Here is a 25,600-nt window from a genome sequence, read left to right as displayed (position 1 = left end):
GCCGGGTGGAAATCACCTACGGTCCGGGCTCGGGCATGTAAGCAACGCGCGTCACCGCAAACAGGAAAAGGGCCGGAGAAATCCGGCCCTTTTTTCGTGGGCTGCGCGGGGGCAGGCCAACCACCCGGATTTCGACAAGGTCAGCTTCACCTGCTCGACCGCGTCCAGACGCGGGGTCATGCCGAGCGTGGTGCCGACACTCGATCGGCTGACGCTCGAGCAGGGCGGCAGCTACGCGGCGACCATCATTCCCGGCTTCGACATTTCCGAAACTGCGGAACAGCCGTGCTGATGGGATCCAACACCAGCGGGCTAGTCTGCGTCGCCACCAGGCGGATCTGTGTTCACAACGACATCTACGATTAATGCCACGACGAGATGCGAAGGCCCGCCCGTGGTTGATCGGGGAAAAGCTTCGCCGCAATGGCGGCGGTCCACCACGCGACCCGGCAGCGGGCGCGGTGCTGTGGCGTCTATGTCAGCGCGCGACCTTGAGAGTGTCGCTAGTGCCCTGCGAAAGCTGTTCCTAAGCCGGTCGCTGATCTTCGCGGCGATCGATGATCGACACCTGCCTGCAAATATCAGACTGAATGTTGCACAGAGAGCCGCTTAATCCGCCCTAGGCGCTTTTGGCCACTCCACTACCGCTTAGGCCGAGAATGGATCCAGCAGACTCAGGATGCGAATTTGGGGACGCGGCGCCTGACGAGGCTATGGCCCGGATTGCTCAGGCGGGGAGCGCGGACAAGGCGTGACGCAACCGCTTCCCTGGAATTTGCCAATGTCGAACCAGACGGCGCGCAGGATCTAATCGCGGCAACGGCGCTCTCAACGTTAGACTTCGGCGAAGCTCGCCCAGATCGAGCCGCCACAACGGGTTCTCATCCTAGAGTTGGCACCTGCTGGCGAGGTCACCCAGTTCACCGGAGCGGGCAGCTCGGGCAAGTTACTGTTGGCGCGGCAACTCACGAGGGCCTTAGCCGCAGGCGCGTCTACGCTCAGGTTCGCCATGCCGAAGTCCAAGACGATCTACATCACGTGCGAGGATGATGCCGAGCAGTTGCACTGGCGGCAGGCGCATATCCGCACTTGGCTGAACGTTGCCATGGAATCCTTGGCCGGGTGGCTGCACATGGCCAGCTTGCGTGGGAACCTCGACAATGGCTTGGAGTTGGCAACCGCTCCGGGCGAGTTTCAATTGACCCCCTCGTATGAGGGCTGGCCGCGTTAATCCGGCGAACAGGGGTGGCGTTCGTGGCGATCGACAACGCGGCGCACCAGTTAGCCGGCAACGAGAATGACCGCGGAGATGTCGCCCGTTTCATCAATGCGCTTAACCACCCAGCCGACCCGGCCACCTTGATGCTTGGTCACCGCCACGGCAAGACTGGGCCGTGTAGTCTTTTACAGCTTCCACGGCTGGCACCGGCATGGCTGCCCGAATGGCTTTTCGGACGATTGCCAGGAGCTGCTGAGAATTGTTGAGGTGCGCGCCGATTGCGCGAATCCCGCCGCTCGCGCTCGCCTCAAGCGCCGGGTCTTACGGCGAGCGATTATGGGAACCGGCAAACGATTCGGAAAAATATCAGTCAAATCAATGACGAGTGGCGGAGACGGAGGGATTCGAATATACACGATAAACTATTCATTTCATTAATTCAAAATACATTAGGATGCAAATAATGCCCCCTATCATGCCCCAGATAGTCGTAATCGACAATTGGCCATCGGCTCACCATGCGTGTGACAAAAGTGTGCTTCGGTTGGTGCTGTCCAGTGGGTTTACCGTCCACCGTATCGACATCTCAGGATCAGTGGCGATTTCTGTGTCGGAACTCACGTGGGCTTATGCCGAACTCTCTTTTGAAGATTTTGCTGAACGTACTGGAATCGTTGAATCCCCAACGGAAGGCTATATCCGTAATCGAATTTTCTGAACAAGCCGGAGATGCCAATTCAATCTTGCAGCGGTCCAGTCTTCTGCTTGTGATATAATTGGAGACAGATATGCCTTCTTCCCCGAAAATTCGGTGGGCATGTCGTGGGGAAATGCTGTGTTGCTTAGCGATACTCGCGACGCACAATTCATAATCATCTAGATTTTCGTCAATATACTTTCGAATCTTTTCGAGTAATTCAAACTTTCCATTGTGCTTTACAATTTCCGTACCGTTTTCTAGCGCAGTAACCGCGAGATTAAGCGTGGTGTCCAGAACTCGCCATGCCTGTTCTCTGGTTAGATCGCCGAACTGATTCTCCAAAGCCAGCAAGTGGTCGATGAACAGTTTGTTCAAGCCGGATGCGCATGACATCGGTTTGCCCACAAATTCGCTGGCTCTTGGAAATATGCGATGTAGTCTTGAATGCGCCACGGCGAGCGTGACTTGATGCAAGTCGGTTCCAGTCACGAAGTCCATCGGACGGGTGCTGTCCCATAATACCAGATTGCCTGGTAGTAATTCTATGTCTTCTCCGTCAATCGTCAGGCATTCAGAGCCGGCAGCAATGTAAAGAAAGTTGTATAATGCTTCATCGTCTTGCGCGATCTCGGCGGTGCCTCTGGTGCCTTTAACTCTCGCTTGCGGCGAGGCCGTTAGATTGGCCGTTCGAAAGTCACCGAATCGACCTTCGCGAATGAATGCTGGGAAGTAATCAAAGCTGCTTCGTTCAATTGACCAGTGGAGATGTGCCTCGTTTACGAATTCACACCAGCGGCCAAACTGTTCCCTGGCGGGTAACTGTGCCGTTGACCAAGTAGATGCATCTTTCCAATTGCTGACAATCGTCGCGGCCTCTGCCATAACATCCTCTCTTGTCCAAAGTGCTGCTCTCTTGAAGATTGCAGCACCCCGTTCTGCATTGGCATCAACTGATACCTTTTTTAAAGGGTGAGCTATCGGCAACCCCTCATGCCGTCAATCCCTGGATCACTTCGCGCCAAGCGGCCGCCGACGCAGAAATGACCGTCCTGGCGCAGCTCACTGAGGTTATAAGCGGGGATGAGCGGGCCGCTCCCGCAATTCATTAGCCGGAGGTCAGTCTCGACCAAGTCGGGTGGCGCACGTTGCCAAGACGGCCCATCGCATCGGTCAGTATTGCTAGCCAAAGTTTGGGCGGCTCTGATCGCGTGATGGAAGTAGGCGGCAATGGCGAAAATTCATTCAGACACCAACAAGTATGACCAGAGGGCGACGCCCCCGAACGTCGTCGAGATCTTTCACGGCGGCATCCGGGATCTGATCCGGACCAGATTGGATGAAGTCGGTGATACATGGTCGAACTTCGTCTTCGGCACGAGCTACGATCTCATTAGCGCCAAGGATGTCGTAGAGCTTGAAAAGCGGGCCGTCGATGCGGGATACCGGTACGTGGCTTCCGCGACGATCTCGGCAGAAGAAAGGCCGAATGCCTATCAGCAAATCGGCGGAGCCGATGGGGACGCAGACGAATTCTCTTTCGAGCATCCCCGCGCCGTTGTGGAACCCGCGGACGAAGCTGGCAGGCAAAGGCGGGGTCAGGGCGACAATGTCGTCAGGTTTCCCGCCAATGCAGTTGGCACGGCGCGATACTACCGTTCGGTAAAGGATGTGATGGAGGGGCTGACCAACGGCGTTCCTCCCGAAACGATTGCGATTATCGACGACAGTGGCGGCACCCTTACTGCTCCCATCCTCGAGCAGTTCCACGGGGTGATCTGCGCGGGCGGAACCGTCAAGTCACATCTCGGCATCCTGACCCGCGAATTCGGCATTCCCTGCCTGATGAACGCATGCATCAGCGGTATCCGGAATGGCGACAGGGTCGAGATTGAGGTGTCTGGGCGGGCCAAGGCCATGGGGGACTACCAGACACAAGACGATCATTCAGTTCGTGTGTGGCTGCTTTCTCGCCATTGATACTCCCAAGGTCCTTGAAAAGATAACATGAATTTCCGGAGATGGGCGTGAAAGGTTCTGAAATCACATATGCTAGGTTGCTAGAGGCCAACAATTTGATCCGAACCGCCGGCGAGGAAACTTATTTTCTTGGCGTGACGCGGACGGTACAGGAATCGAAATTCTTTCCTGTCTCAGCTTATATCATGCTTGGGTACTTGAATGCCTTTTACCGGTACCCTCCGCTGCTGCGCAAGATTTCGGCGGTGATGTCACCAGAGGATCTGGCCGATCGCATTCGCAATTCCAACTCCAAGATCCAGTCGATGGGCACCAATTGGTGCATGATCAACTTCTATCTGCTCGGCCGGGAGATGATGATCGACATGGGCCTGGTCCGCCCACAGGACGCTGTCGAGGACGTGATCTTCGTTCTTGACTTTTGGCGTCGCTACCAGCTCGCCTGGCGCCGGGATTCCGGCCATATCACGAACAAGGAGGCCGGGCACCGCTCTCAGGTTCTGCCAGAGCGTCGCATTCAGGTCTATCACGCCGACATGTTCCCCTGCGAGGAAGGGGATGCGTTGCACGGCGCCACCGACAGGTTCCTGGCGGCAGTTTCGCAATACGCCGTTCTGGTCGCTTGCGAGAGCCGGGTCTGCATGACCAATCACGGCCCCTATAATCTCGGTCAGGATCGCGAACTGCTGGTCCGTGACTTCTTCGACCTTGCCGAAGGGGATCTGCCGTGGCTGGACGGAGTGGCGGGCGATGTTCCCTTTTCGCGCCTTACCGTGCCCACCGCAGTCAGAAACACACATTTCAACATTGTCGACGATTGGGGCAGCTTTGACTCAAAGCCGGAATACAGGGCCGCCAATATCTGCGCAGTGGGACTTTATACATCCGACGAACTTACCGAAACGCAAGTCCCGATAGGCATGGGAAGTGCCGAGGAGCTCACGGCAACTTTCGACAGGTATACCGAGATTTTCAAGGATGCGACCAAGAAGCTATGGGAATCGCTGGCCGGATATTCGCGTGAGCAACTGATCGATGCCGGCGCGCTGACCTATTATTCCATCATCAAGGATTTCGCCCACGTTGCCGGATGTTACGAGGCAAGCGACTGGATGGAAATCGATGAGCGCGCGGATCGGTTCCGCCCCTTCATGAACGACGAGTATGGCAACGAATTGCTTGGTGCGCTGTTCGTTCCGCTGTCGCTTTCCAGCCAGCAGTTCAGCGCATATGAAATGATGCCGCATTCCAACCTGCCCAAGCGCAACTATTCCCCGATCCCCTATTCCATCCTTTCCGATGGCGACTATGCGCCGACGGTGGGAGACGAACTCGGACGGGGGGTTACCTATCTCGCTGCGAAGGTCGATCGGTATCGCACAACGCAGGGAACGATGACCCAAGATGAGCTGAACGAGAGGGTTCGTCAGTTCACGCCAAAGCTTTGCACCGAACGCTATCGTTATCTGGACGATGCATGGGTCAAGTACAATTACGACAGCCCGCTTGCCGACGAGCTTTACAGGATTGAGCAGTCGGACTCGCGAAATCTCAAGGATCGTGGAGCGGGACTCGATCGAGACGATGTCGAAGCGCTCTCCAATCTCCAGCACCGTTCCCGATAACGCGAAGAAGAATAGTCATGCTCTACACAGATCATCTTGTGCTGCATGGCATCGGCATCAAGAAATACGCCGACGCCGTGAATATCTCCGAGATAATCGGCATCGCCCAGGCCGAGGTCGAAAACTCGATCGACCGCGCGGAAGAGCGAGGGCTGGTAATGCGGGCCGACGGCAAGGCGACGCTCGGTCCGGCCGGTCGGTTGATAATGCAATGCAATTATTCCCGATTTTACGACAGTGTCAGGAAAAATGATGCCTTTGTTGCGGCCTACGATCGTTTCGAGGAACTGAATGTCGACCTGAAGTCCCTGATTACGGCATGGCAGGTGCGAGATATCGCCGGGAGCACTGTTCGTAACGATCATACCGACGCGGACTACGACAACAAGATCATCGATCGATTGGGCGCCCTGCATGAAAGCGCCGAGCGCATTCTTGCGGCGATGGCGTCGGTTCTTCCGAGAATGGCGATCTATCGGGAAAAGCTGCTGACGGCGCTCGAACGGGCAGAGGACGGTGCGATCGAATGGGTGAGCGACGCCAAGATCGAAAGTTACCATACGCTGTGGTTCGAACTGCATGAGGATTTGCTCTGCATGCTCGGCAAAGAGCGCGAAGAGTGAGGTCGGTGATGGCTGGTTCCATGAAATGGATCATGCGTCTCGATGGGACGAACTTGCCGGGAAAGTCGCTCATTGGCGGCAAGGCGCACTCGATCGTACGCCTGATGGCGCTCGGTCTGCGGGTGCCGCCTGCCTTCGTGGTTACGACCGAGGCCCACGCCGCGTTTCTGGCAACGGGTGAATTCCCCGACGGACTTGTCGAGGAACTCGAACGTGCCATCGCCTGGCTCGAAGAGTCCACCGGGCGCGATTTTGGCGGAGCATCTGCTCCCCTGCTCGTGTCGGTCCGTTCGGGAGCAGCCATCTCGATGCCCGGTATGATGGATACCATCCTCAATGTCGGCATGAACGATCAGACCCAGACGGCCTTGGCAGCCGAAAGCGGAGACGCGGCGTTCGCACAGGATACCCACCGTCGCTTTGCGCAACTATACGGTAACGTTGTTCTCAAGGCCGATGCCAAGGGTTTCGACAGTGCGTCTGACCCACAGGTGTGGCGCGACATGATCCACAGCGCGACCGGCAAGACGCTGCCCGATGACCCGCGTGAACAGTTGCTGGGGGCGGTGACAGCGGTTTTCGAATCTTGGAATGCGCGCCGCGCCCGACGCTATCGCGAGCACCAGAAGATTCCCCACGACCTAGGCACCGCGGTGACTGTTCAGGCGATGGTGTTCGGAAATCTGGATGAGCGATCGGGCACCGGTGTGCTGTTTAGCCGCAACCCTTCGACCGGCGAAGACCAGCCCTTCGGCGAGTACCTCGGCCAGGCGCAGGGCGAAGATGTCGTATCGGGTGAATTCACGCCGCAACCCCTTGCCACAATGGCCGAGATTGTTCCCGAGGCATTCAACGACCTGATGTCCGCCTCGAAGGCGCTGGAGCGGGCCGAACGGGACGTACAGGATATCGAGTTCACGGTGGAGCGTGGCACTCTCTACCTCTTGCAGGCGCGATCGGCCAAGCTCGCGCCCCAGGCTGCCGTGCGAACGGCGGTCGAGATGGCGAATGAAGGCCTGATCGACCGGCGCACGGCCATTTGCCGCATTCCTTCGGACCGGATCCGTATCCTGATGTCGCCTGTCATTCCCGAAGCAGCACGAGTTGCGGCTGCTCAACTGGCAAAGGGAGAGGGGGCTTGCCCCGGTGTCGGCATAGGCATGGTGGTATCCGACTCCGATGAGGCCGAACGGCTTGGCAAGGAGAGGATTGCGGTCGTGCTCGCCCGTCCGACTACAAGCCCGCATGACGTTCACGGAATGATTGCGGCCACTGCGGTAATAACCGAGGAAGGCGGATCGACATCGCACGCCGCCGTGGTCAGCCGGGCGCTTGGCACACCCTGCGTTGTCGGTTGCGGGCAAGGCAGGCTTTCCGCCCTGAACGGCCAGACCGTGACCGTCGATGGACAGACAGGGCAGATCTGGGCCGGAGCGCTGGAGGTTGTTGTCCCCGACGAAGTGTCTGACGGGATGCTGGCGCAGTTGACCGAATGGGCGGATCAGCTTGCGCCAATCCGCATCATTTCGGCCGATGGAGCGAAGGGGCTTGATGCCCTCGATCTCGCGGCGATTGAAGGTGCCGAAGAGTCGGAAAACCTTCCACAAATCCTTGCAGGCAACCAGACTGCGAAGGGCGCAGCCGGAGGCGCGATCGCGACCGACGAAGGCGTGCGCGCAGCCATTGACGCCGGTCTGGAATTCATCGTCGCGGACCCTCGCCTGCCATCGCTCCTGGCAGCGGTTCAGGCGAACGTCGAACCCGTGCCGTGAGAGTGCTGCGTCCCTATCGCCTGCGGACCTGCACGTCGCTCGGCGAGCGTGCGGCGCGCAAGCAACCACACCGCCAATCCAAACTCTCTGTATTCGAGGAATTGAGCAGATGACCAATGTCACCCCCGAAGATGTCCAAGCGCTGATCGAGCTGTTCGATGCAGGCAATTGGGACGAGCTTCACATCACGCTCGACGATTTCCAGCTTCACCTCAACAAGGATCCCGCAGCCCGTCGCGTCTGGAACGGTGGCGAGCGTGCAGTCGTCGATACCCCGGCTGCATCGGTGGCCACCCCTGCGCCGGTGGCGGCCCCGGCGGTGAGCGCGACTGCCGATGCAACCCGATCGGCCGACTATCAGATCCCCGATGGAATGTCGGTGCTCAAGGCCCCGAACCTTGGAACGTTTTATCGTTCGCCCAAGCCCGGTGCGGCGCCATACGTGGAAATCGGGCAGAAAGTGGATGCCGATACCGATGTGTGCCTGATCGAGGTGATGAAGCTGTTCACGCCGGTGAAGGCTGGCGTGGCAGGCACCATTCGCGAAATACTCGTCAGCGATGCCGAGCTTGTCGAATTCGACCGACCGCTGTTTGTTATCGAGCCGGACGCCTGATGCCTATCAAGCGTCTCCTTATCGCCAATCGTGGCGAAATCGCCGTGCGTATTGTGCGTGCGGCGAAGGCGAAAGGTATCGAAACGGTGCTGGCAGTATCGGCAGCGGATCGTGACAGCATGGCCGCAACGGAAGCCGACCGCGCGGTCGTTATCGGCCCAGCGGCTGCCCGCGATTCCTATCTCAATGGCGACATGCTTATCCATGCGGCCCTGTCGACGGGATGCGACGCTGTCCATCCGGGTTATGGCTTCCTGTCGGAACGTGCGGCATTTGCCGAAAAGTGTGAGAATGCCGGCCTGAATTTCGTCGGGCCCAAGGCCGAGACGATCCGGCTGGTCGGCGACAAACTGGCCGCCCGCGCCCTTGCCAGGTCCGCCGGTGTCCCCATGGTTTCAGGAAGCGAGAAGGTCGATACCGTGGATGATGCGCTGCGCATTGCCGATGAAATCGGGTTTCCGGTCATCACCAAGGCTTCGGCAGGTGGCGGTGGACGCGGCATGGTCGTTGCACGCTCGCCCGAAGAGCTGCGCAGCTCGTTCGATGCCGCCTCGCATGAAGCCAAAGAAGCCTTCGGCGACGGGACACTCTATCTGGAGCGCTTTGTCGAACGTGCGCGCCATGTGGAGGTGCAGGTCGTCGGTGACGGCGAAGGAATTATCGTGCATTTCGCCGAGCGCGACTGTTCGCTGCAGCGGCGTTACCAGAAAATGGTGGAGGAAGCACCTGCCGCGATCCTCTCGCCTGCATTGCGCAACCGCGTTTCGCAAGCGGCGATCGATCTGCTCTCGCCGATAAGCTATCGCAATGCGGGAACAGTCGAGTTCCTCTACGACGAGGAAACTGAGCAGTTCTTCTTCATGGAGGTCAATGCCCGGATCCAAGTCGAACATCCGGTGTCCGAGCAAATCTGCGGGATCGATCTGATCCAGCGCCAGCTCGACGTTGCCTCCGGCGAAGCCAGCGAACTAGCGCAGGATGACATCATTCCTGCCGGCCATTCCATTGAGGTGCGGATCATCGCGGAAAATCCGCTGGATAACTTCCGGCCGTCACCAGGCCGTATCACCAACTGGTCGGCACCTTCAGGCACGGGCATTCGGGTCGATACGGCGATGACGTCGGGCGTGATGGTCCCACCCTACTACGACAGTATGATTGCAAAGCTTATCGTGACCGGTCGCGATCGTGACGATGCCGTCGCACGCCTTCGCGATGCGCTCGATTCATTCGTGATCGAAGGTATTGCGACCAACATCGACCTGTTGCGGTTCATTTCCCGCCACCCTGATTTCATCGAAAACCGGATCGATACACGTTGGGCAGAGCGCGTTTTGCTCCCCGAATTTCTTTCAGACAAAGGAGCCCCCTAATGGCGCACATCGACATTCTAGACACCACCATCCGGGACGGCCAGCAAGCGCTTTGGGGTATGCGCATGACCGCGGGGATGGCGCTCCCCGTCGCGCCGATCATCGACCGGACCGGCTATTCCACGATTGATCTTACCGCTTCGTCCTTGTTCGAGGTTCTCGTTCGCAGCTGCCGGGAGAATCCCTGGGACGGAATGGACCTGCTGGTTCAGGCCATGCCGCGCACCCCGAAACGAGCGGGGATGCGCTCGAACGCCGCAGTGAGCTTTGGTGTAACGCCCGACGCCTTGATGGATGCCTGGATGCGTCAGCTGGCGATACACGGCTGCCGCAGTTTCTGGGTCTACGACGTGCTATTCAATATCGACAAGATGTTGCGACTGGCCAAGGTCTCAAAGGAGTTCGGCGCGACCTGTGCGGGTGCGCTCATGTTCACCCTGTCGCCGGTTCACACCGATGAATATTATGCCGACAAGGTCAAGAAGCTGGCTGCATCGCCGGACATCGATTCCATCCTGATCTATGATACGGCCGGCGTTCTGGAGAAGGAGCGGTTGAGCACACTGGTGCCTGCGCTGATCGCTGAGGCGCGCGGCAAGCCTATCGAACTGCATGCGAACAATATTCTTGGGCAATCGGGCAAGGCCTATCTCGATGCCGTGGATCTCGGCGTCACGGTCCTGCACACCTCCACCAGGCCGCTGGCCAACGGACCGGCGGTACCTTCGGTCCAGATGTTTGCGCACAATCTCGAAATGCTGGGGCACACCCACGACCTCGATTTATCGCTCCTTCCGCCGGTCGCCGATCATTTCGAAAAGGTTGGGCGCGCCGCCGGATATCTTATTAACCAGAACAATGAATATGACGTGCTCGCCATTCAGCACCAGATTCCGGGGGGCATGGTAGGCACTTTCAAGGCCAACCTGGCGCAACACGACATGCAGGACCGATTGCCCGATGTGCTGCGCGAGACAGCCGTGGTCCGCCGCGAGCTGGGCTATCCGGGCATGGCAACGCCGTTCAGTCAGATCGTAGGCATTCAGGCGGTGCTGAACATCGTTTCGGGCAAGCGCTATGAGATCGTAACCGACGAGGTGATCGCGTACGCCGCCGGATTCTATGGAGAGATGGTCGCACCGATCGAGCCCAATGTCCTGGACAGGATCATGTCTTCCCCCCGCGCCAAGGACGTGCTCGCCAACCCTCCCGAAAATCCGTCGATCGAGGAACTGCGCAAGCGCCACGGGACGGACAATGACGATGAATTGATCCTGCGCGCGCTCGTGCCTGAGGCCGATCTGGAGAAAATGAGGGCGGCGGGATCGGTGAAGCAGAACTTCCCGCTCATGTCATCGCCCGAACTCGACCAGGTGCAGAAACTGATGCGTCTGGCTCGTACGCCGTCGCTTCAGGCGACCATCGGGATGATGCAACTCGAACTCATCCGGCAGGAAGGCTGATGCTGAAGCCGCTGGCCCTACCTCCCGCAAACTTTGACAAGGAAAAATTGGGTGTTGGAACCGGAACAACTGCGTAATCAGCGGGTCTTGCTGGTCAATGACGACGGCATCCATGCCGAAGGACTGGCGCTGCTCGAAGCCATCGTGCGAGAATTCACCAACGATGTCTGGATCGTCGCGCCCGATGAGGAAAAGTCCGGTGCGGCGCATTCGATCTCGCTGTCTGTCCCCTTGCGCTGCCGTCAGCTGGGCGACCGCAAGTTCGCGATCAAGGGAACGCCGGCCGACTGCGTCATGATGGCAGTTTGGCAACTGATGGCCGAATGCCCGCCGACCACTGTCATTTCGGGGATCAATCATGGCGAGAACCTTGGCGACGACAATATCTATTCAGGCACGACTGGCGCCGCCATGGAGAGCGCGGTGCTGGGCTTGCGGTCGATCGCACTCAGCCAGGCCCGCACTCTCGGCAAGGTGCCGCGCCTGGATGCAGCGCAGGCATTTGCGCCCGGCATTCTGGAAACCTTGCTGACCTGCCCGTGGGAACAGGGTACGATCGTTAACGTGAATTTTCCCGATGTCGCTGCCTCTGACGTGCGCGGAATCGAAGTGACCGGCCTGGGGAACCGTCGGCCGGGTACCTTCCGGCCGGTACCGGGTGCTGACGGACGCAACGTGCCCTATTACTGGGTCAAAGTGGATTACGGCGTTTCGAAGCTGGTACCGGGAACCGATCTGGCGGCGGTGAAATCCGATGCGATTTCCATCACACCACTGCGCGTGAACATGACGGCAAACGATCTCATGCCGCGATTTGCAGAGTTGTTTCCCGTCGGCGCGCTGGCGGCGAACTCCTGAATTGAAGTTACTGCTGACTGGCGACCAGCTGCTGCGACGACCGTCGGCAACGAAAGGATTTGATGTGGCTACGCAACTTCGAGAGCACGTACGAGAAGACGGTGACGGGCCGACCGCTCCCACCGACGTGCGAAGCGATTGGACCCGCGAGGAAATCGCGTTTCTGTTCGATCTTCCCTTTCCGGAACTGTTGTTCCGGGCGGCCAGCGTTCATCGCCAATGTCACGAACCGTCCCGGATTCAACTGAGCACGCTTCTTTCCATCAAGACCGGCGGATGCCCCGAGGATTGCGGCTATTGCTCGCAATCGGTGAAGGCGGACTCTGGCGTCGAGGCGACCAAGCTGATGGAGGTGCAGCAAGTCCTGCAATCCGCCGCGCAGGCCAAGGATGCAGGCTCGCAGCGCTTCTGTATGGGCGCGGCATGGCGCAATCCCAAAGACCGCGACATGCCCGCGATCATTCAGATCGTCGAAGGCGTGCGTGCGATGGGAATGGAAACCTGCATGACGCTGGGCATGCTGACGCCCAAACAGGCGCAGATGCTGAAAGAGGCCGGCCTCGATTATTACAACCACAATGTCGATACCGGGCCGGAATATTACGAACGCGTGATCTCGACCCGCAATTACGAGGACCGGCTCGACACGCTGCAGAACGTGCGCGATGCCGGGATCAATGTGTGCAGCGGCGGGATTGTCGGCATGGGTGAGACACGCGCCGACCGCGTGGGCTTCGTCCACACGTTGGCAACGCTCGAACGCCATCCCGAAAGCGTGCCGGTCAACGCGCTGGTGCCCGTCAAAGGCACGGTGCTGGGCGACATGCTCGCCGACACGCCGCTCGCCAAGATCGACGACATCGAATTCGTTCGCACCGTGGCGGTCGCGCGCATCACCATGCCGATGAGTATGGTTCGCCTCTCTGCAGGCCGCGAAAGCATGAGCGAGGCGACGCAGGCGCTGTGTTTCTTCGCAGGCGCGAATTCAATCTTCACCGGCGACAAGCTGCTGACCGCACCCAATGCGGGCGATGACAGCGACGCTGAGATGTTGCGTAAACTTGGTTTGTCCAGCGGAACGGGCCCCTACAGTGACGATGTCGTCGGTGGGCGAAACAAGCCAAGGGAGAATGTCTTTTAAGGGCAACAACACTCCATTCCTGACTTCCAAGTAATTGCACAAGCCGGAATTCGATGGCTTTCATCGATTTCTGGCTAAGTGCATGTCAGGGTGCTGTTCAGCACCAGAAATATCGCAATTTCTCCTTCATGGGTTGATCCTGTCGAAGTGTCAGATTGTCATTTATGGGGGGTTTGGCGCGCTGCGCCAATATGGCTGTCACTGGTGACCAAGAATAAGAACGGCAACCGGTCCAACGTATATCCGAACCGATCGACCATAGAAACATAGAAAATCGATAAATACGGTGGAGGGATAGCCATGAAGGTTTTGCGAGCATTTATCATAACACTGATGTCGACTGCCGTTGTGCCCAGCGCACTTTACGCGCAAACCGCTTCGGTCCCGTCGCAGGCAAGCGAGCAGCCAAACGTTCAATCCGGCAATGATATTATCGTTACAGCCAACAGGCGAGCAGAATCGCTGCAGGATGTTGGCGCCTCAGTCATGGCCTTCAACGGTGAGCAACTTGAGAATTTGCGGGTCGAGTCGGCTGGCGATCTCGCCGGCCTCACGCCGAATGTCGACTTCAAGAAGCAATGGGGTTCGAAAGGCAATGCCAGCCTTTTCTATATCCGCGGGATCGGGCAGGCCGATTTCAATGAAGGCAGCGAGTCTCCAACTACCGTTTACATTGATGACTTCTACATTTTATCGAGCTCGGCGGTCGACTTCCAGACCGATGATGTGGCGACAGCAGAAATCCTGCGCGGGCCTCAGGGTACGCTTTTTGGTCGCAATTCCACAGCCGGCGCCGTTGTCATGCATACTAACCAGCCCACGAACTATCTTGAGGGTAGTGCGAAAGTTTCCGTTGGAAATCACGATAGTACGGGAATCTCCGGGGTATTGAACATTCCGGTCATATCCGATCGGCTGGCGGTGCGGTTCTCCGCGACACGTGAGACCAACGGTGCGACTACAAAGAACCTCTTTGACGGTCCGGGGGAAGGTGCCAACGACACACACGAAGGCAACTTCCTCGCTGCGCGCGCGATCGTGCGTTGGGACGTTACGGACGATCTTGATATCACCTACAAGTACCAATACGGGCTCGCAAAAGGCCGGAATGGCGGCGATAGCTCACAGCCGATGCAGCAACTTGAAGGCTATACTATCGTAAAGCCCGACGGAACTGACGGTTTCGGTTATAACCCTACAGAGTCCGGTCAGACCAGTACGTCTGTCATCTCTGATGGCATTAATGACTTCCGAAACAAGGTTCAGAACCACCTCTTGACGATCAATTATGACGTCAACGACGCTGTCACTTTGACATCGGTTACTGGGTATCTGAAGCAGTTCAAGTATACTCTGGAGGAGTGCGACGGAACGCCGCGAACGATTTGTGCTGCTTATCAGACAAACGACCAGAAATACTGGACCCAGGAACTGCGCGCGGCCGTCGATCTGGATCGTGCAAGACTTACCTTCGGCGGATTCTATCTTAATCAGGATTACGCCAACCAGTGGACCCTCCCCATCATCAGCGGCACTGGCACATTTCAGGGGCACCCATCGATCGAAGCCGGTGACACTCCCGGCGGACTCGTGCAGTACACCCCCAACAATTCGAAGCTGGAATCCTATTCTTTCTTCGGGAACATTTCCTTCGACGTTACCGACCGATTGACTCTTTCCGGCGGTCTGCGCTGGAACCATGAAGAGCGCGATTTCCAGCAGGTTGAAGGGCTTTATGTCCACGACCACCCCGATACTGGTCAATATACCATTGATGGAAATACATTTGGTATCCTTGTTCTTGATGCCGAGGGGATGGAGAACCTGATCGCCAACTATATCGTCGGCCCTGCCGACCCGGTTGGAGATCCAGTCGTCGACTTTTCGGATACGTTCAAAACCACTTTCGTGAATTATCAGTTGGGCATCGATTATGAACTAACCGATGACACGCTGGCCTATGCATCATTTAAGCACGGCGTGAAATCCGGCGGCTTCAATAACGGACTTGTAAATTTCTCGGCATTCGATCTCGACGCTATCCCCTTCAAGAATGAAGTAAACAATGCTTTCGAAGGTGGTGTAAAATGGCAGACCGCCGATGGCCGGATCCGGATAAACCCTGGCATTTTCTATTATGACTACAAGAACTACCAGGCGACCGCGTTTACAGTGGTGAACGGCACCTTGGGTGTTCAAGTCATCAATAAAGATGCGGTTGTCTATGGCGTGGAAATAGACACTTGGGCGAATCTCGCCGATGGTCTGGATTTGACGTTCGGTGCGGGCTACCTCGACACGAAGGTCAAGGATGTGACAAACGTGGGCGGCGGGGTTGCGGTCACTGAAGATCGTGAACTCGGATCGGCACCGCATTTCCAGGCGAGTGGCTCGCTCCGATACGAAATGGAGATGTTCGACGGTACGCTCAGTAACCAAGCTTCGGGTAGCTATACGTCTTCGCGCTATGTCGATGTGTTAAACGATCCCGCAACGAAACTGCCCGCCTACATCAATGTCGATTACAATATAATGTACAAAGACAATGACGGGTGGCATGTTTCGGCCTATGTTAAAAATCTAACCAATAACACAAAGGCATTGCAGAAGTTTAACTTCGCAAGTTTGTATAATACTGGTCAGATTAATTATGCTCCACCTCGGTTCTACGGTGTAGAAATTGGGTTCGAGTTCTGACCATTAATTTCGGATTAGCCCTCCCTGTCGGGCGGCGGAGTTCTGGACTGGATCTCCGCCGCTCATTTTTGGCCCTATGCGTGCTTCGACATACTAATGGCGCCTGCCTGACCCGGTGATCGGGGACTGTTCGGGGATCGGGCCAGGCCATCTATTGGCGTCTGCAATTGCGGCAACAGACAGAGCCGAGAACGGCAAGTTGAGGAACGTTCGTACGGTAGAGCCGAAGCCTGGCTTGGCGGTTGGGCGTGCGTCGATTCCGTGGCCCCACACTGCACACTGATACCGGCTGTCGTTTGCGCGCCAATCGATGATTCCAGGCGCTCTCCAGTGCTTAGGGTCAGGACCCATTACCCGCACCGTCGAGGCGGCAGAATGGCAAACAGATCGGGCGGCAATTCCCGCCGGGAAGGCTGGTTGCCTTTCCAAGGGGATTGCCGTTCGAGATGGATGCCATTCCGCCGTCCCGCAGGGATTTGGCCAAAATGGCCCGTTGCTGCGTCAGGAAGTCTTGAAATATCGACATATTCCTGCACTTTCCTTCCTTGCACCGAGCCATTTTGACTCAAGCCTCGATAGCGCGGGTAATGGGTCCTGACCCTAGGAAGTCGGTGAAGGGCTGAACGTTCCAAGTAGTCCGTCTCCGCCAATCTCGATGTCGCTGCTCGCCAAGATATTCCGCCTGGTTCTATCTAGTTTCCGGGTCATGTCAGCGTTCTTGCCCGTTGTTCGCCGAATGGGGCAGCCTGGAACGAAATCTGGATGGGAATGCAATGGTTGAGGAGAAGCGCAAGTCGCGCAAAGTGATAATAACGTGTGCGGTCACCGGAAGCATCCACACGCCGTCGATGTCACCGCACCTGCCGATCACGCCAGACGAAATCGCCAGCGAAGCGATTGCCGCAGCCGAGAGCGGCGCTGCAGTGATCCATCTCCACGCGCGCAACCCGCAAGACGGTAGGCCGACGCAGGATCCGGATATCTACGGCCAATTCCTTCCCCGAATCAAACAAGCGAGCGACGCGGTGCTTAATATCACCAGCGGCGGCGCGGTGACCCTGACGCTTGAGGAACGTCTGCGGCCCGCAGCGAAGTATGCTCCGGAAGTGGCTTCACTGAACATGGGGACGATGAATTTCGGTCTCTATCCGATGTTGTCGCGGTTCACCGAATTTCAGCACGATTGGGAGCGGCCCTATCTCGAAAACAGCAAGGATTACATCTTCCGCAATACGTTCGCCGATATCGAATATATCCTGAATACCTGTCGCGACAACGGGACGCGATTCGAATGCGAATGCTATGATATCTCGCATCTCTACAACCTTGCGCATTTCCTCGATCGTCAGCTGATCGAACCACCGGTGTTCATCCAGTCTGTGTTCGGCCTGCTCGGTGGCATCGGCGCGCATAGCGAGGATATCGCTTACATGAAACGAACCGCAGATCGGCTGTTTGGAGATCGGTTCGTATGGTCGGTTCTGGGTGCCGGGCGGATGCAGATGAACGTGGCGGCGCAATCCCTCTTGTTTGGCGGGAATGTTCGCGTCGGGCTTGAGGACAGCCTGTGGAGCGGGCCGGGTCGGTTGGCGACGAGCAATGCCGAGCAGGTCGCCCATATTCGAAAATTTATCGAGAGTCTCGGTCTCGAAGTAGCAACCCCCTCAGACGCGCGTGAGATGCTACAGCTCAAGGGCGGCGATCAGGTCAACTTTTAGATATGGATGTCAGGATCAAGGAGTGATATAATGCGGCTTGAAAACAAGGTTGCCGTGATCACCGGCGGGTCAGGCGGCATCGGAAGCGCGGCGGTAAGGCTTTTCGTCGAGAACGGCGCGAGTGTGCTTGCCGTTGACCGGGACGAGGATCGCCTTGAAGAAGCGATCGCCGACCTCAATCCTGAGAAGGCAGCCTATTGCTGCGCAGACGTCTCGCAGGAAGCGGACGTGGATGCCTATATGCGCGCGGCGGTCGAACGCTTCGGCGGCGTCGATATTGCCCTTCTGAATGCAGGTGTGCTGGGCGAACTGCTCCCCATAACAGAATATCCGGTGGAGATGTTCGATGCGGTCACATCGGTCAACTTGCGGGGCGCTTGGCTGGGCCTGCGCGCCGCTTTCGGCCATATGAAGGGGCGGGGCGGCGGAAGCATCGTCATGACTTCGTCGGTACAAGGCCTGTCCGCTATCCAGTACACTACCGCCTACACCGCCAGCAAACATGCGGTCGTCGGCATGATGCGCGGTGCAGCGCTGGAAGGCGCGCAATTCAAGATTCGCGTCAATACGGTTCATCCAGGGCTTACAAATACGCAGATGATGGGTGGACTTCATGAGCAACTTGCCAGCGAGGCGGAAACCGAGCAGACCGCGCAAGGCATCATGGATAATTGGGCGCAGACCGTTCCCATGCGCCGCTATGCCGCGCCGGTCGAACTTGCGCGGTTGATGCTGTTCTTGGCCAGTGACGATGCGAGTTACTGCACGGGTCAGACTTACGTCGCCGACGGCGGCCTGCTTACGTCATGGACGCCTACAGTGACCGAAGACGTGATGCAGGGGCACAACAGCATTGGGCCCCGAGTGTGATTGGATACCTAAATTGAAAAAGCTTTTCCCCGACGCCCGGTCCGCGCTTGAAGGCCTTTTGCGGGATGACCTACTGATCGCCAGTGGCGGCTTTGGCCTGTGCGGCGTTCCCGAACGTCTGATCGACGCCGTGGTCGAGAACGGCGTGAAAGGCCTGACGGTCGCATCCAACAACGCGGGCATCGATAACGAGGGTCTGGGCAAGTTATTACGCACCAAGCAGATCAAGAAGATGATCAGCAGCTATGTCGGCGAGAACAAGGAATTCGAGCGCCAGTTCCTTGCCGGAGAGCTTGAGGTCGAATTCTGCCCGCAGGGCACGCTGGCCGAACGCATGCGCGCCGGTGGCGCGGGCATCCCCGGCTTCTATACCAAGACCGGCGTCGGCACGCAGGTGGCCGAGGGTAAGGAAGTGAAAAACTTCGACGGTCAGGATTACATTCTGGAACAGGGCATTTTCGCCGATCTCGCGCTGGTAAAAGCGTGGAAAGCGGATGAAAGCGGCAACCTCGTCTTCCGCAAGACCGCGCGTAACTTCAACCTGCCCGCCGCGACCTGTGGCAAGATCTGCGTTGTCGAAGTGGAAGAGATCGTGCCGACCGGATCGCTCGATGCCGACTGCATCCACCTGCCCGGCGTCTATGTTCAGCGCATGATCCTGGGCGCGCCATATGACAAGAAGATCGAATTTCGGACCGTGCGCACCAAGGAGGCCGCATAATGCCCTGGACCCGTGACGAAATGGCCGCCCGCGCCGCAAAGGAGCTGGAGGACGGTTTCTACGTGAATCTCGGCATCGGCATCCCGACGCTGGTGGCAAACCATATTCCCGATGGCGTCGAAGTGACCCTGCAGTCGGAAAACGGCATGCTGGGCATCGGCCCCTTCCCTTACGAGGGCGAGGAGGATGCCGACCTCATCAATGCCGGCAAGCAGACGATCAGCGAACTCGACAAGAGCGCCTATTTTGACAGCGCGGCAAGCTTTGCCATGATCCGCGGCGGTCACATCGACCTTACCGTGCTGGGTGCGATGGAAGTCGACGAGAATGGTGACATCGCCAACTGGATGATCCCGGGCAAGATGATCAAGGGCATGGGCGGCGCGATGGACCTTGTCGCGGGCGTGAAGAAGATCATCGTCGTCATGGAGCACAATTCCAAGGCCGGTGCGCCCAAGTTCATACCCGAATGCACGCTGCCGCTGACCGGCAAGAACGTGGTCGACATGATCATCACCGATCTCGCCGTATTCCAGCGCTCCGACCATGAAAGCCCGTTCAAGCTGGTCGAACTGGCCCCCGGCGTCACGGCCGAGGAAGTGGCGGAAAAGACGACCGCCAAATTTGAGATGAACTCTCATTCTGTGTTGCAAGGATAGCAATTCGAACAGGCAGATATCATGGATCAAGAGAATGATAGTCCCGTTGTTCTGCGCACTCTCAGTGAGAGAGTTGCACTTGTAACTATTAATAGACCAAAAGCCAGAAACGCCATTAATTCGGAAGTTGCAAATCTTCTGGAAGAGGTGTTGAAGAAAACTGAATGCAATCCCGAAATTGATGTCGTAATTCTTACAGGATCTGGCGGCACGGTATTTTCGGCCGGCGCAGACCTAAAAGAAGTTGCTGCCGGGAGGTTTTCGAGTCTCTTTACCGAGTGTGGCGGCTTTGCAGGATTTGTGCATGCTAAGCGCAGAAAGCCTTGGATCGCAGCAGTCGATGGGCTGGCGCTCGCAGGTGGATGTGAGATTGCCCTTGCGTGCGATCTGATTGTCGCATCGGAGTCGGCAGAATTCGGTCTTCCAGAAGTGTCGCGAGGGCTAATCGCTTCTGCTGGCGGTTTGTATCGACTGACCCGTTCTTTGCCTAAGGTGCTTGCAATTGAGCTCATTTTGACCGCTGGTCGTCTTCCGGCGGCGCGCGCGATGGCTTTCGGTTTGGTCAATCGAATCACTGAGGATGGCTGCGCGGTGGATGCTGCGCATGATCTCGCTTTGCAAATATCTGTAAATGCACCTTTAGCGGTACGGGAAAGTCTTGGTATTGCGAGGCTATCCTATGATCTATCCGAAGAAGCACTACAAAAAATGAGCGATGAATCACAAGAGCGCTTGATGGTAACAAAGGATTTTACGGAGGGTCCAAAAGCATTTGCAGAGAAGCGTAATCCGGAATGGAGTCGTGTTGGAATTTAGCGGGGTAACGCCTCATACGTTCGATGGCCAATTTCCAAACCAGCCATGACAGGTCTAGATCTAGTTTTCGGAGAAATGATTGACGCGCAGTCGGGTCAGGGCCTGCGCCGGACGTTGCGGCCTGCCGCGCTGGCAGGCGGTGGAAGGATCGTGCGGGACGGGCGGGAAATGCTCGATTTCTCCAGCAACGACTACCTTGGCCTCGCGCGGCATCCGCTGCTGGCCGAACGCGCGGGCGAATGGGCAGCGCGCATGGGTAGCGGCAGCGGTGCATCGCGGCTGGTGACAGGGACGCACGAGGCTCACCTCGCGCTCGAGGACAAGATCGCGCGGTTCAAGGGGACCGAGGCGGCGCTGATCTTCGCATCGGGCTGGCAAGCGAATGCGGCGGTGATTCCGGCGATTCTGGCGGCGGTGCCGGGGGCGGTGGTGCTGACCGACCGGTTGAACCACGCCAGTATGCACGCGGGCTGCAATGTCGCGGGCATTCGCCAGACGCGGTTTGCGCACAATGACATGGCAGCGCTTGAAAAGCTGCTGGCCGAAAGCGCCGATGCGCCCGCGCGGGTGATCCTGACCGAAAGCGTCTTCAGCATGAACGGCGACCGCGCCGACATGGCCGAACTGGCGCGTCTGGCGCGGGAATACGATGCATTGCTCTATGTCGACGAGGCTCATGCGACCGGCGTTCTGGGGCCGAAAGGCGCGGGGCTTTCCGCGACAGTACCGGGCGCGGTTGACGTGACGATGGGCACGTTCAGCAAGGCGCTGGGCGGGTTCGGCGCCTATGTCGCAGGCTCGCGCGTGCTGATCGACTACCTCATCAATACGAGCAGCGGCTTCATCTACACCACCGCGCCGCCGCCCGCCGTTCTGGGCGCGATCGATGCGGCGCTTGACCTCGTGCCGGACATGGAGGCGGAGCGAGCGCATCTTGCCGATCTGGGCAACCGGCTGCGCGAAGGGCTGACCGCGCGCGGCTTCGACGTGGCGGAGTCGAGCACGCAGATCGTCCCAGCCCTGATCGGCGAGGCGGAGGACGCACTGGCGCTTTCGGCGCGGCTGGAAGAGGCTGGCATGATCGCCTCTGCCATCCGCCCGCCGACGGTGCCCAAGGGCACAAGCCGCCTGCGCCTTGCCCTGCGCGCGACGCATGGGGAAGGGGAGGTCGATGCCCTGCTGGCTGCGATCGGTGATCGGGCGTGACTGCGTTGCTCTTCATGCACGGCTGGGGCTTCGATGCCTCGATCTGGTCGGGTGTCGTCAGGCATCTGGACGGGTTCGATTGCCGCATGGCCGAACGTGGCTATTTCGGCGTGCCGGTTTCGGTGGAGAGCGATGGACCTTGCGTCGTCGTGGGGCACAGCCTTGGCGCGATGCAATGGCTGGCGGACTTGCCTGAAGGGTGCTGCGGCATGGTGGCGATGAACGGGTTTGATCGGTTCGTCGAAGGTGACGACTTCCCCGGCGTGCCGCGCCGCCCGCTGGACCGGATGATCGCGCGGCTGCCGCAGGATCCGGCGCAAGTCGTCGCGGATTTCCGGGCGCGATGCGGTGCGGGTGCTGTTGCGGGGACGCCTGAACTGGCGCCGCTGCTCGCCGATCTGGAATTGTCGCGTGACGGCGACTTCCGCGATGCTGCGGGCGGCCTGCCGGTGCTGTCGTTGCAGGGCGCAAATGATCCCCTGCTGCCCGAAGCGATGCGGGGCGCGGTATTCGCCAAGGCAAGCGTGACCCGCATGACTTGCGAAAATGCCGGCCATCTCCTCCCGCTCGAAGCGCCTGAATGGACCGCAAAGGCCATCGCCGAATTCGTGAGGGCCGCGGCATGAACGCGGTCGAACGCGACCGGATCGGCGCGGCCTTCGGTTCGGCCCGCGACTATGACCGCCATGCGCGGGTTCAGCACGATGTTGCCAGCGAACTTGCCGCGCGCATCGCCGCGCTCGACCTGCCGGACAGCCCGCGCATTCTCGAGATCGGGTGCGGGACGGGGTTCCTGACACAGGCGCTGATCGATGCGGGTGTCGGGGGCGAATGGCTCGTCACCGACATCGCGCCCGCCATGGTCGAACGGTGCAAGGCGCGCGTGGGCGAGAGTGCGGGGCGGCGCTTTGCGGTGATGGACGGCGAATACGGACTGCCCGAAATGGGCGAGTTCGATCTCGTCTGCTCCAGCCTCGCGATGCAGTGGTTCGACGATCAGGACATGGGCCTGGCGCGAATGTTGCGCAGTGTGAAAGTCGGCGGACACTGCATGTTTGCCACCTTGGGCGCGGGCACTTTTGCCGAATGGCGCGACGCGCACGAGGCGGAAGGGCTTGAGGCGGGAACGCGCCGGTTTGCGCCTCTGAGCGAGCTAGAGAACATGCAGACAGATGGGCGGGTCGGCGATCTGGTCTCGCAGCACCGGGTCGAACGCCACGACGATGCGCTGGGCTTCCTGCGCAGCCTGCGCGCCATTGGGGCCGGAACGCCGCAGCCTGCTCACCGCCCGCTCGGCCCTGCCGAAATGCGCCGCGTCATGGGGCGGTTCGAGGAACAGGGATCGGCGGTCACTTACGAAGTCGTCATCGGGCATTTCCGCAGGAGCGCGCCGTGAACCCCATCATCGTCACCGGCACCGACACCGATATCGGCAAGACCGTCTTCGCGGCCGCACTGGCAGGTGCATTGGGCGCGCATTACTGGAAGCCGGTGCAGGCTGGCACCGACGATCAGGGGCGCACTGATCGCGACCGCGTGATCGAGCTTTCGGGCCTGCCGGACGACCGTTTCATGCCCTCTGCCTACGATCTCGCCACACCGGCATCACCGAACATCGCGGCAGAGATCGACGGCGTGACGATCGATCCGGCGCGGCTTGCGCTGCCCGATGTCGAAGGCCCGCTGGTCGTCGAAGGCGCGGGCGGCGCGCTTGTGCCGCTGACGCGCGAGTTGCTCTATGCCGACATGTTCGCCGCTTGGGGAGCGCCGGTCGTTCTCGTCGCGCGAACGGCGCTCGGCACGATCAACCACTCGTTGCTTTCGATCGAGGCGCTGCGCTCGCGCGGGGTGCCCATTCTTGGCGTCGCTTTCGCAGGTGATGCGGTCGAGGACAGCGAGGCGATCATTGCCGCCATGGGCAAGGTGAAGCGGCTGGGCCGCCTGCCTTTCGTCGATCCTCTTGACGCTGCGACACTGGGCGCGGCCTTCCGAGAGAACTTCGACCTTCAGGACTTCCGTTCATGATTTCGCCGATCTGGCATCCATTCACCCAGCATGGACTGGAAGAGGCGATCCCGACGGTCGAGAAGGGGGAAGGGGCGCTGCTCTACACCGCCGACGGGCGCGAGGTGATCGACGGCATTTCATCGTGGTGGGTGACGACGCACGGGCATAACCACCCGCCGATCATCGAGGCGATCCGAGAGCAGGCGACGAAGCTCGACCAGGTGATTTTCGCGGGCTGGACCCACGAACCGGCGGAACAAGTCGCACGCGGCCTGCGCGAGATGATGCCCGATGCGCTGACCCGCGTGTTCTTTTCCGATTCCGGCTCCACGGCGGTCGAAGTCGCGCTGAAGATGGCGCTCGGCTACTGGCAGGCGCAGGGCGAGCGGCGCGAAGGCATCGTGGTGATGGAGCATTCCTATCACGGCGACACCATCGGCGCGATGTCGGTGGGGGAACGCGGGGTCTTCAACCAGGCCTACCAGCCGCTGCTGTTCGACGTCGCCAAAGTGCCCTTTCCGGCCGAGGGCGCGGAGCAGGCCTGCTACGACGCGCTGGACAGTGCCTGCGCGAACGGGGCGGCGGCCTTCATTGTCGAGCCGCTGGTGCTCGGCGCAGGCGGGATGCTGATGTATTCGCCCGAGGTGCTGGCCGAGATGCGCGCGATCTGCGCGCGCCACGGCACGCTGTTCATCGCCGATGAAGTCATGACCGGCTGGGGCCGCACCGGCACGCTGCTGGCCTGCGAACAGGCGGGCGTCGTGCCCGACATTCTCTGCCTGTCGAAGGGCCTGACCGGCGGGGCGATCCCACTGGCGGTCACGATGGCGAGCGAGCCGATCTGGGACGCGCATTACAGCACCGACCGCGCGAAGATGTTCTTCCACTCATCCAGCTACACCGCCAACCCCATCGCCTGCGCGGCGGCGGCGGCGAACCTTGCGATCTGGCGCGACGGGCCGGTCCGCGATCAGGTGGCGACGCTCGTGGAGCGGCAGGCAAAGCACTTTGCCGCGCTGGCCGCAGAGCACGAGATCGAGAACGTGCGCCAGTGCGGCACGATTGCGGCTTTCGACGTTCCGGGTGCGCAAGGATACCTCGCCGACGTTCAGCCGCGCCTGCTGAAGTTCTTCCGCGAGAACGACCTGCTGCTGCGCCCGCTGGGCAACACCGTTTACGTAATGCCGCCCTACTGCATTTCAGAGACGCAGCTCGCCCGTGTTTACGAGGTTATCGCCTCTGCACTGCGCTCGCTGCGCGAACCGGCACACGACGGCGCCTGAGCGTCGCGAGGCTCGCTCGCCGGCATCGCCTCGATGCCGAGGCGGGCGAACATGGCTGCATCGCTGTCATCGCCCGCGTTGGGCGCGGTCAGCGAACGCGCTCCAACGGCAGCAGCGACCCGAGTACTTGTTCTTCCAGTTTATGGGATGGACGGTGATGTGATGGCTTTCTCAAGTCAATCATGGCTGAATTTGATCCCTCGCCGGTCACTTGCTTCTGTCCGCAGTCGGCGTCGCAGCTGCTACACTATGGGGT

General features: G+C 59.1%; 24 protein-coding genes. 23 read left to right on the top strand and 1 reads right to left on the bottom strand.

Annotated elements, in window-relative coordinates; translation table 11 throughout:
* The 3 genes from J2X37_RS15190 to J2X37_RS15180 all read left to right on the top strand — a co-directional run.
* A partial coding sequence (locus J2X37_RS15190; protein ID WP_310022868.1) for an aldehyde dehydrogenase family protein occupies positions 1–292 on the top strand: 292 nt, incomplete at its 5' end.
* A gap of 567 nt (positions 293–859) precedes the next feature.
* Positions 860–1,231, top strand: a complete 372-nt coding sequence (locus J2X37_RS15185; RefSeq protein WP_310022885.1) for an AAA family ATPase — start codon at positions 860–862, stop codon at positions 1,229–1,231.
* Positions 1,232–1,254: 23 nt separating this feature from the next.
* Positions 1,255–1,485 carry a hypothetical protein gene (locus J2X37_RS15180; protein WP_310022866.1) on the top strand — a complete coding sequence of 77 codons (231 nt, stop codon included), beginning with the start codon at positions 1,255–1,257 and terminating at the stop codon, positions 1,483–1,485.
* A 326-nt stretch (positions 1,486–1,811) separates the two neighbouring features.
* Here J2X37_RS15180 and J2X37_RS15175 read toward each other — a convergent pair whose 3' ends face one another.
* Entirely contained in the window at positions 1,812–2,801 is a 990-nt protein-coding gene (locus J2X37_RS15175; RefSeq protein ID WP_310022864.1) for a helix-turn-helix domain-containing protein, read from the bottom strand.
* A gap of 345 nt (positions 2,802–3,146) precedes the next feature.
* Here J2X37_RS15175 and J2X37_RS15170 point away from each other — a divergent pair, with 345 nt between their 5' ends.
* The 20 genes from J2X37_RS15170 (at position 3,147) to J2X37_RS15075 (ending at position 25,344) form a co-directional block, all read left to right on the top strand.
* Complete coding sequence (locus J2X37_RS15170; RefSeq protein ID WP_310022862.1) at positions 3,147–3,896, top strand: PEP-utilizing enzyme; 750 nt, start codon at positions 3,147–3,149, stop codon at positions 3,894–3,896.
* 41 nt (positions 3,897–3,937) lie between these two features.
* Entirely contained in the window at positions 3,938–5,521 is a 1,584-nt protein-coding gene (locus J2X37_RS15165; RefSeq protein WP_310022859.1) for a hypothetical protein, read from the top strand.
* 17 nt (positions 5,522–5,538) lie between these two features.
* Positions 5,539–6,144 (top strand): hypothetical protein, encoded by a 606-nt coding sequence (locus tag J2X37_RS15160; protein ID WP_259962201.1) that lies wholly within the window; start codon positions 5,539–5,541, stop codon positions 6,142–6,144.
* Between the two features lie 20 nt (positions 6,145–6,164).
* Positions 6,165–7,916, top strand: a complete 1,752-nt coding sequence (locus J2X37_RS15155; protein ID WP_310022856.1) for a pyruvate, phosphate dikinase — start codon at positions 6,165–6,167, stop codon at positions 7,914–7,916.
* A 109-nt stretch (positions 7,917–8,025) separates the two neighbouring features.
* Positions 8,026–8,532 carry an acetyl-CoA carboxylase biotin carboxyl carrier protein gene (gene accB, locus J2X37_RS15150; RefSeq protein WP_310022854.1) on the top strand — a complete coding sequence of 169 codons (507 nt, stop codon included), beginning with the start codon at positions 8,026–8,028 and terminating at the stop codon, positions 8,530–8,532.
* On the top strand, positions 8,532–9,905 hold the full coding sequence (locus tag J2X37_RS15145; RefSeq protein ID WP_310022851.1) for an acetyl-CoA carboxylase biotin carboxylase subunit: 1,374 nt from the start codon (positions 8,532–8,534) through the stop codon (positions 9,903–9,905). The genes accB and J2X37_RS15145 overlap by 1 nt, the downstream gene beginning before the upstream one ends.
* Entirely contained in the window at positions 9,905–11,368 is a 1,464-nt protein-coding gene (locus tag J2X37_RS15140) for a pyruvate carboxylase (RefSeq protein WP_310022849.1), read from the top strand. The genes J2X37_RS15145 and J2X37_RS15140 overlap by 1 nt, the downstream gene beginning before the upstream one ends.
* Before the next feature lie 51 nt (positions 11,369–11,419).
* Entirely contained in the window at positions 11,420–12,226 is an 807-nt protein-coding gene (surE, locus tag J2X37_RS15135; RefSeq protein WP_310022847.1) for a 5'/3'-nucleotidase SurE, read from the top strand.
* Positions 12,227–12,353: 127 nt separating this feature from the next.
* The gene (gene bioB, locus J2X37_RS15130) at positions 12,354–13,367 is read left to right on the top strand and encodes a biotin synthase BioB (RefSeq protein WP_310022883.1); all 1,014 of its coding nucleotides are present in this window, start codon (positions 12,354–12,356) and stop codon (positions 13,365–13,367) included.
* Positions 13,368–13,700: 333 nt separating this feature from the next.
* The gene (locus tag J2X37_RS15125; RefSeq protein WP_310022845.1) at positions 13,701–16,064 is read left to right on the top strand and encodes a TonB-dependent receptor; all 2,364 of its coding nucleotides are present in this window, start codon (positions 13,701–13,703) and stop codon (positions 16,062–16,064) included.
* A 773-nt stretch (positions 16,065–16,837) separates the two neighbouring features.
* Positions 16,838–17,782, top strand: a complete 945-nt coding sequence (locus J2X37_RS15120) for a 3-keto-5-aminohexanoate cleavage protein (RefSeq protein WP_310022880.1) — start codon at positions 16,838–16,840, stop codon at positions 17,780–17,782.
* Positions 17,783–17,812: 30 nt separating this feature from the next.
* Positions 17,813–18,652 carry an SDR family oxidoreductase gene (locus J2X37_RS15115; protein ID WP_310022843.1) on the top strand — a complete coding sequence of 280 codons (840 nt, stop codon included), beginning with the start codon at positions 17,813–17,815 and terminating at the stop codon, positions 18,650–18,652.
* A 13-nt stretch (positions 18,653–18,665) separates the two neighbouring features.
* Entirely contained in the window at positions 18,666–19,373 is a 708-nt protein-coding gene (locus J2X37_RS15110) for a CoA transferase subunit A (RefSeq protein WP_310022841.1), read from the top strand.
* A complete protein-coding gene (locus J2X37_RS15105) occupies positions 19,373–20,032 on the top strand; it encodes a CoA transferase subunit B (RefSeq protein WP_310022839.1) in 660 nt (219 codons plus the stop codon). Before J2X37_RS15110 ends, J2X37_RS15105 begins: the two co-directional genes overlap by 1 nt.
* Before the next feature lie 21 nt (positions 20,033–20,053).
* Positions 20,054–20,848, top strand: a complete 795-nt coding sequence (locus J2X37_RS15100) for an enoyl-CoA hydratase-related protein (RefSeq protein WP_310022837.1) — start codon at positions 20,054–20,056, stop codon at positions 20,846–20,848.
* Between the two features lie 75 nt (positions 20,849–20,923).
* The gene (gene bioF / locus J2X37_RS15095; RefSeq protein WP_310022835.1) at positions 20,924–22,054 is read left to right on the top strand and encodes an 8-amino-7-oxononanoate synthase; all 1,131 of its coding nucleotides are present in this window, start codon (positions 20,924–20,926) and stop codon (positions 22,052–22,054) included.
* The gene (locus tag J2X37_RS15090) at positions 22,051–22,680 is read left to right on the top strand and encodes an alpha/beta hydrolase (RefSeq protein WP_310022833.1); all 630 of its coding nucleotides are present in this window, start codon (positions 22,051–22,053) and stop codon (positions 22,678–22,680) included. The genes bioF and J2X37_RS15090 overlap by 4 nt, the downstream gene beginning before the upstream one ends.
* Positions 22,677–23,450: a methyltransferase domain-containing protein gene (locus tag J2X37_RS15085; RefSeq protein ID WP_310022831.1), complete on the top strand. Its 774-nt coding sequence runs from the start codon at positions 22,677–22,679 to the stop codon at positions 23,448–23,450. Before J2X37_RS15090 ends, J2X37_RS15085 begins: the two co-directional genes overlap by 4 nt.
* A complete protein-coding gene (bioD, locus tag J2X37_RS15080) occupies positions 23,447–24,079 on the top strand; it encodes a dethiobiotin synthase (protein WP_310022828.1) in 633 nt (210 codons plus the stop codon). The genes J2X37_RS15085 and bioD overlap by 4 nt, the downstream gene beginning before the upstream one ends.
* A complete protein-coding gene (locus J2X37_RS15075; protein ID WP_310022825.1) occupies positions 24,076–25,344 on the top strand; it encodes an adenosylmethionine--8-amino-7-oxononanoate transaminase in 1,269 nt (422 codons plus the stop codon). The genes bioD and J2X37_RS15075 overlap by 4 nt, the downstream gene beginning before the upstream one ends.
* Positions 25,345–25,600 lie beyond the last annotated feature (256 nt).

It is taken from the genome of Croceicoccus sp. BE223, from assembly GCF_031457155.1.
GTDB lineage: Bacteria > Pseudomonadota > Alphaproteobacteria > Sphingomonadales > Sphingomonadaceae > Croceicoccus.
This window is presented reverse-complemented; position numbering and strand designations above follow the sequence as displayed.

Bases quoted from the DNA above. Each gene is read 5' to 3' on its own strand.
- J2X37_RS15175 (WP_310022864.1), bottom strand. From the start codon at position 2,801: ATGGCAGAGGCCGCGACGATTGTCAGCAATTGGAAAGATGCATCTACT.
- J2X37_RS15170 (WP_310022862.1), top strand. From the start codon at position 3,147: ATGGCGAAAATTCATTCAGACACCAACAAGTATGACCAGAGGGCGACG.
- J2X37_RS15165 (WP_310022859.1), top strand. From the start codon at position 3,938: ATGGGCGTGAAAGGTTCTGAAATCACATATGCTAGGTTGCTAGAGGCC.
- J2X37_RS15160 (WP_259962201.1), top strand. From the start codon at position 5,539: ATGCTCTACACAGATCATCTTGTGCTGCATGGCATCGGCATCAAGAAA.
- J2X37_RS15155 (WP_310022856.1), top strand. From the start codon at position 6,165: ATGAAATGGATCATGCGTCTCGATGGGACGAACTTGCCGGGAAAGTCG.
- accB (WP_310022854.1), top strand. From the start codon at position 8,026: ATGACCAATGTCACCCCCGAAGATGTCCAAGCGCTGATCGAGCTGTTC.
- J2X37_RS15145 (WP_310022851.1), top strand. From the start codon at position 8,532: ATGCCTATCAAGCGTCTCCTTATCGCCAATCGTGGCGAAATCGCCGTG.
- J2X37_RS15140 (WP_310022849.1), top strand. From the start codon at position 9,905: ATGGCGCACATCGACATTCTAGACACCACCATCCGGGACGGCCAGCAA.
- J2X37_RS15125 (WP_310022845.1), top strand. From the start codon at position 13,701: ATGTCGACTGCCGTTGTGCCCAGCGCACTTTACGCGCAAACCGCTTCG.
- J2X37_RS15120 (WP_310022880.1), top strand. From the start codon at position 16,838: ATGGTTGAGGAGAAGCGCAAGTCGCGCAAAGTGATAATAACGTGTGCG.
- J2X37_RS15115 (WP_310022843.1), top strand. From the start codon at position 17,813: ATGCGGCTTGAAAACAAGGTTGCCGTGATCACCGGCGGGTCAGGCGGC.
- J2X37_RS15105 (WP_310022839.1), top strand. From the start codon at position 19,373: ATGCCCTGGACCCGTGACGAAATGGCCGCCCGCGCCGCAAAGGAGCTG.
- J2X37_RS15100 (WP_310022837.1), top strand. From the start codon at position 20,054: ATGGATCAAGAGAATGATAGTCCCGTTGTTCTGCGCACTCTCAGTGAG.
- bioF (WP_310022835.1), top strand. From the start codon at position 20,924: ATGATTGACGCGCAGTCGGGTCAGGGCCTGCGCCGGACGTTGCGGCCT.
- J2X37_RS15085 (WP_310022831.1), top strand. From the start codon at position 22,677: ATGAACGCGGTCGAACGCGACCGGATCGGCGCGGCCTTCGGTTCGGCC.
- J2X37_RS15075 (WP_310022825.1), top strand. From the start codon at position 24,076: ATGATTTCGCCGATCTGGCATCCATTCACCCAGCATGGACTGGAAGAG.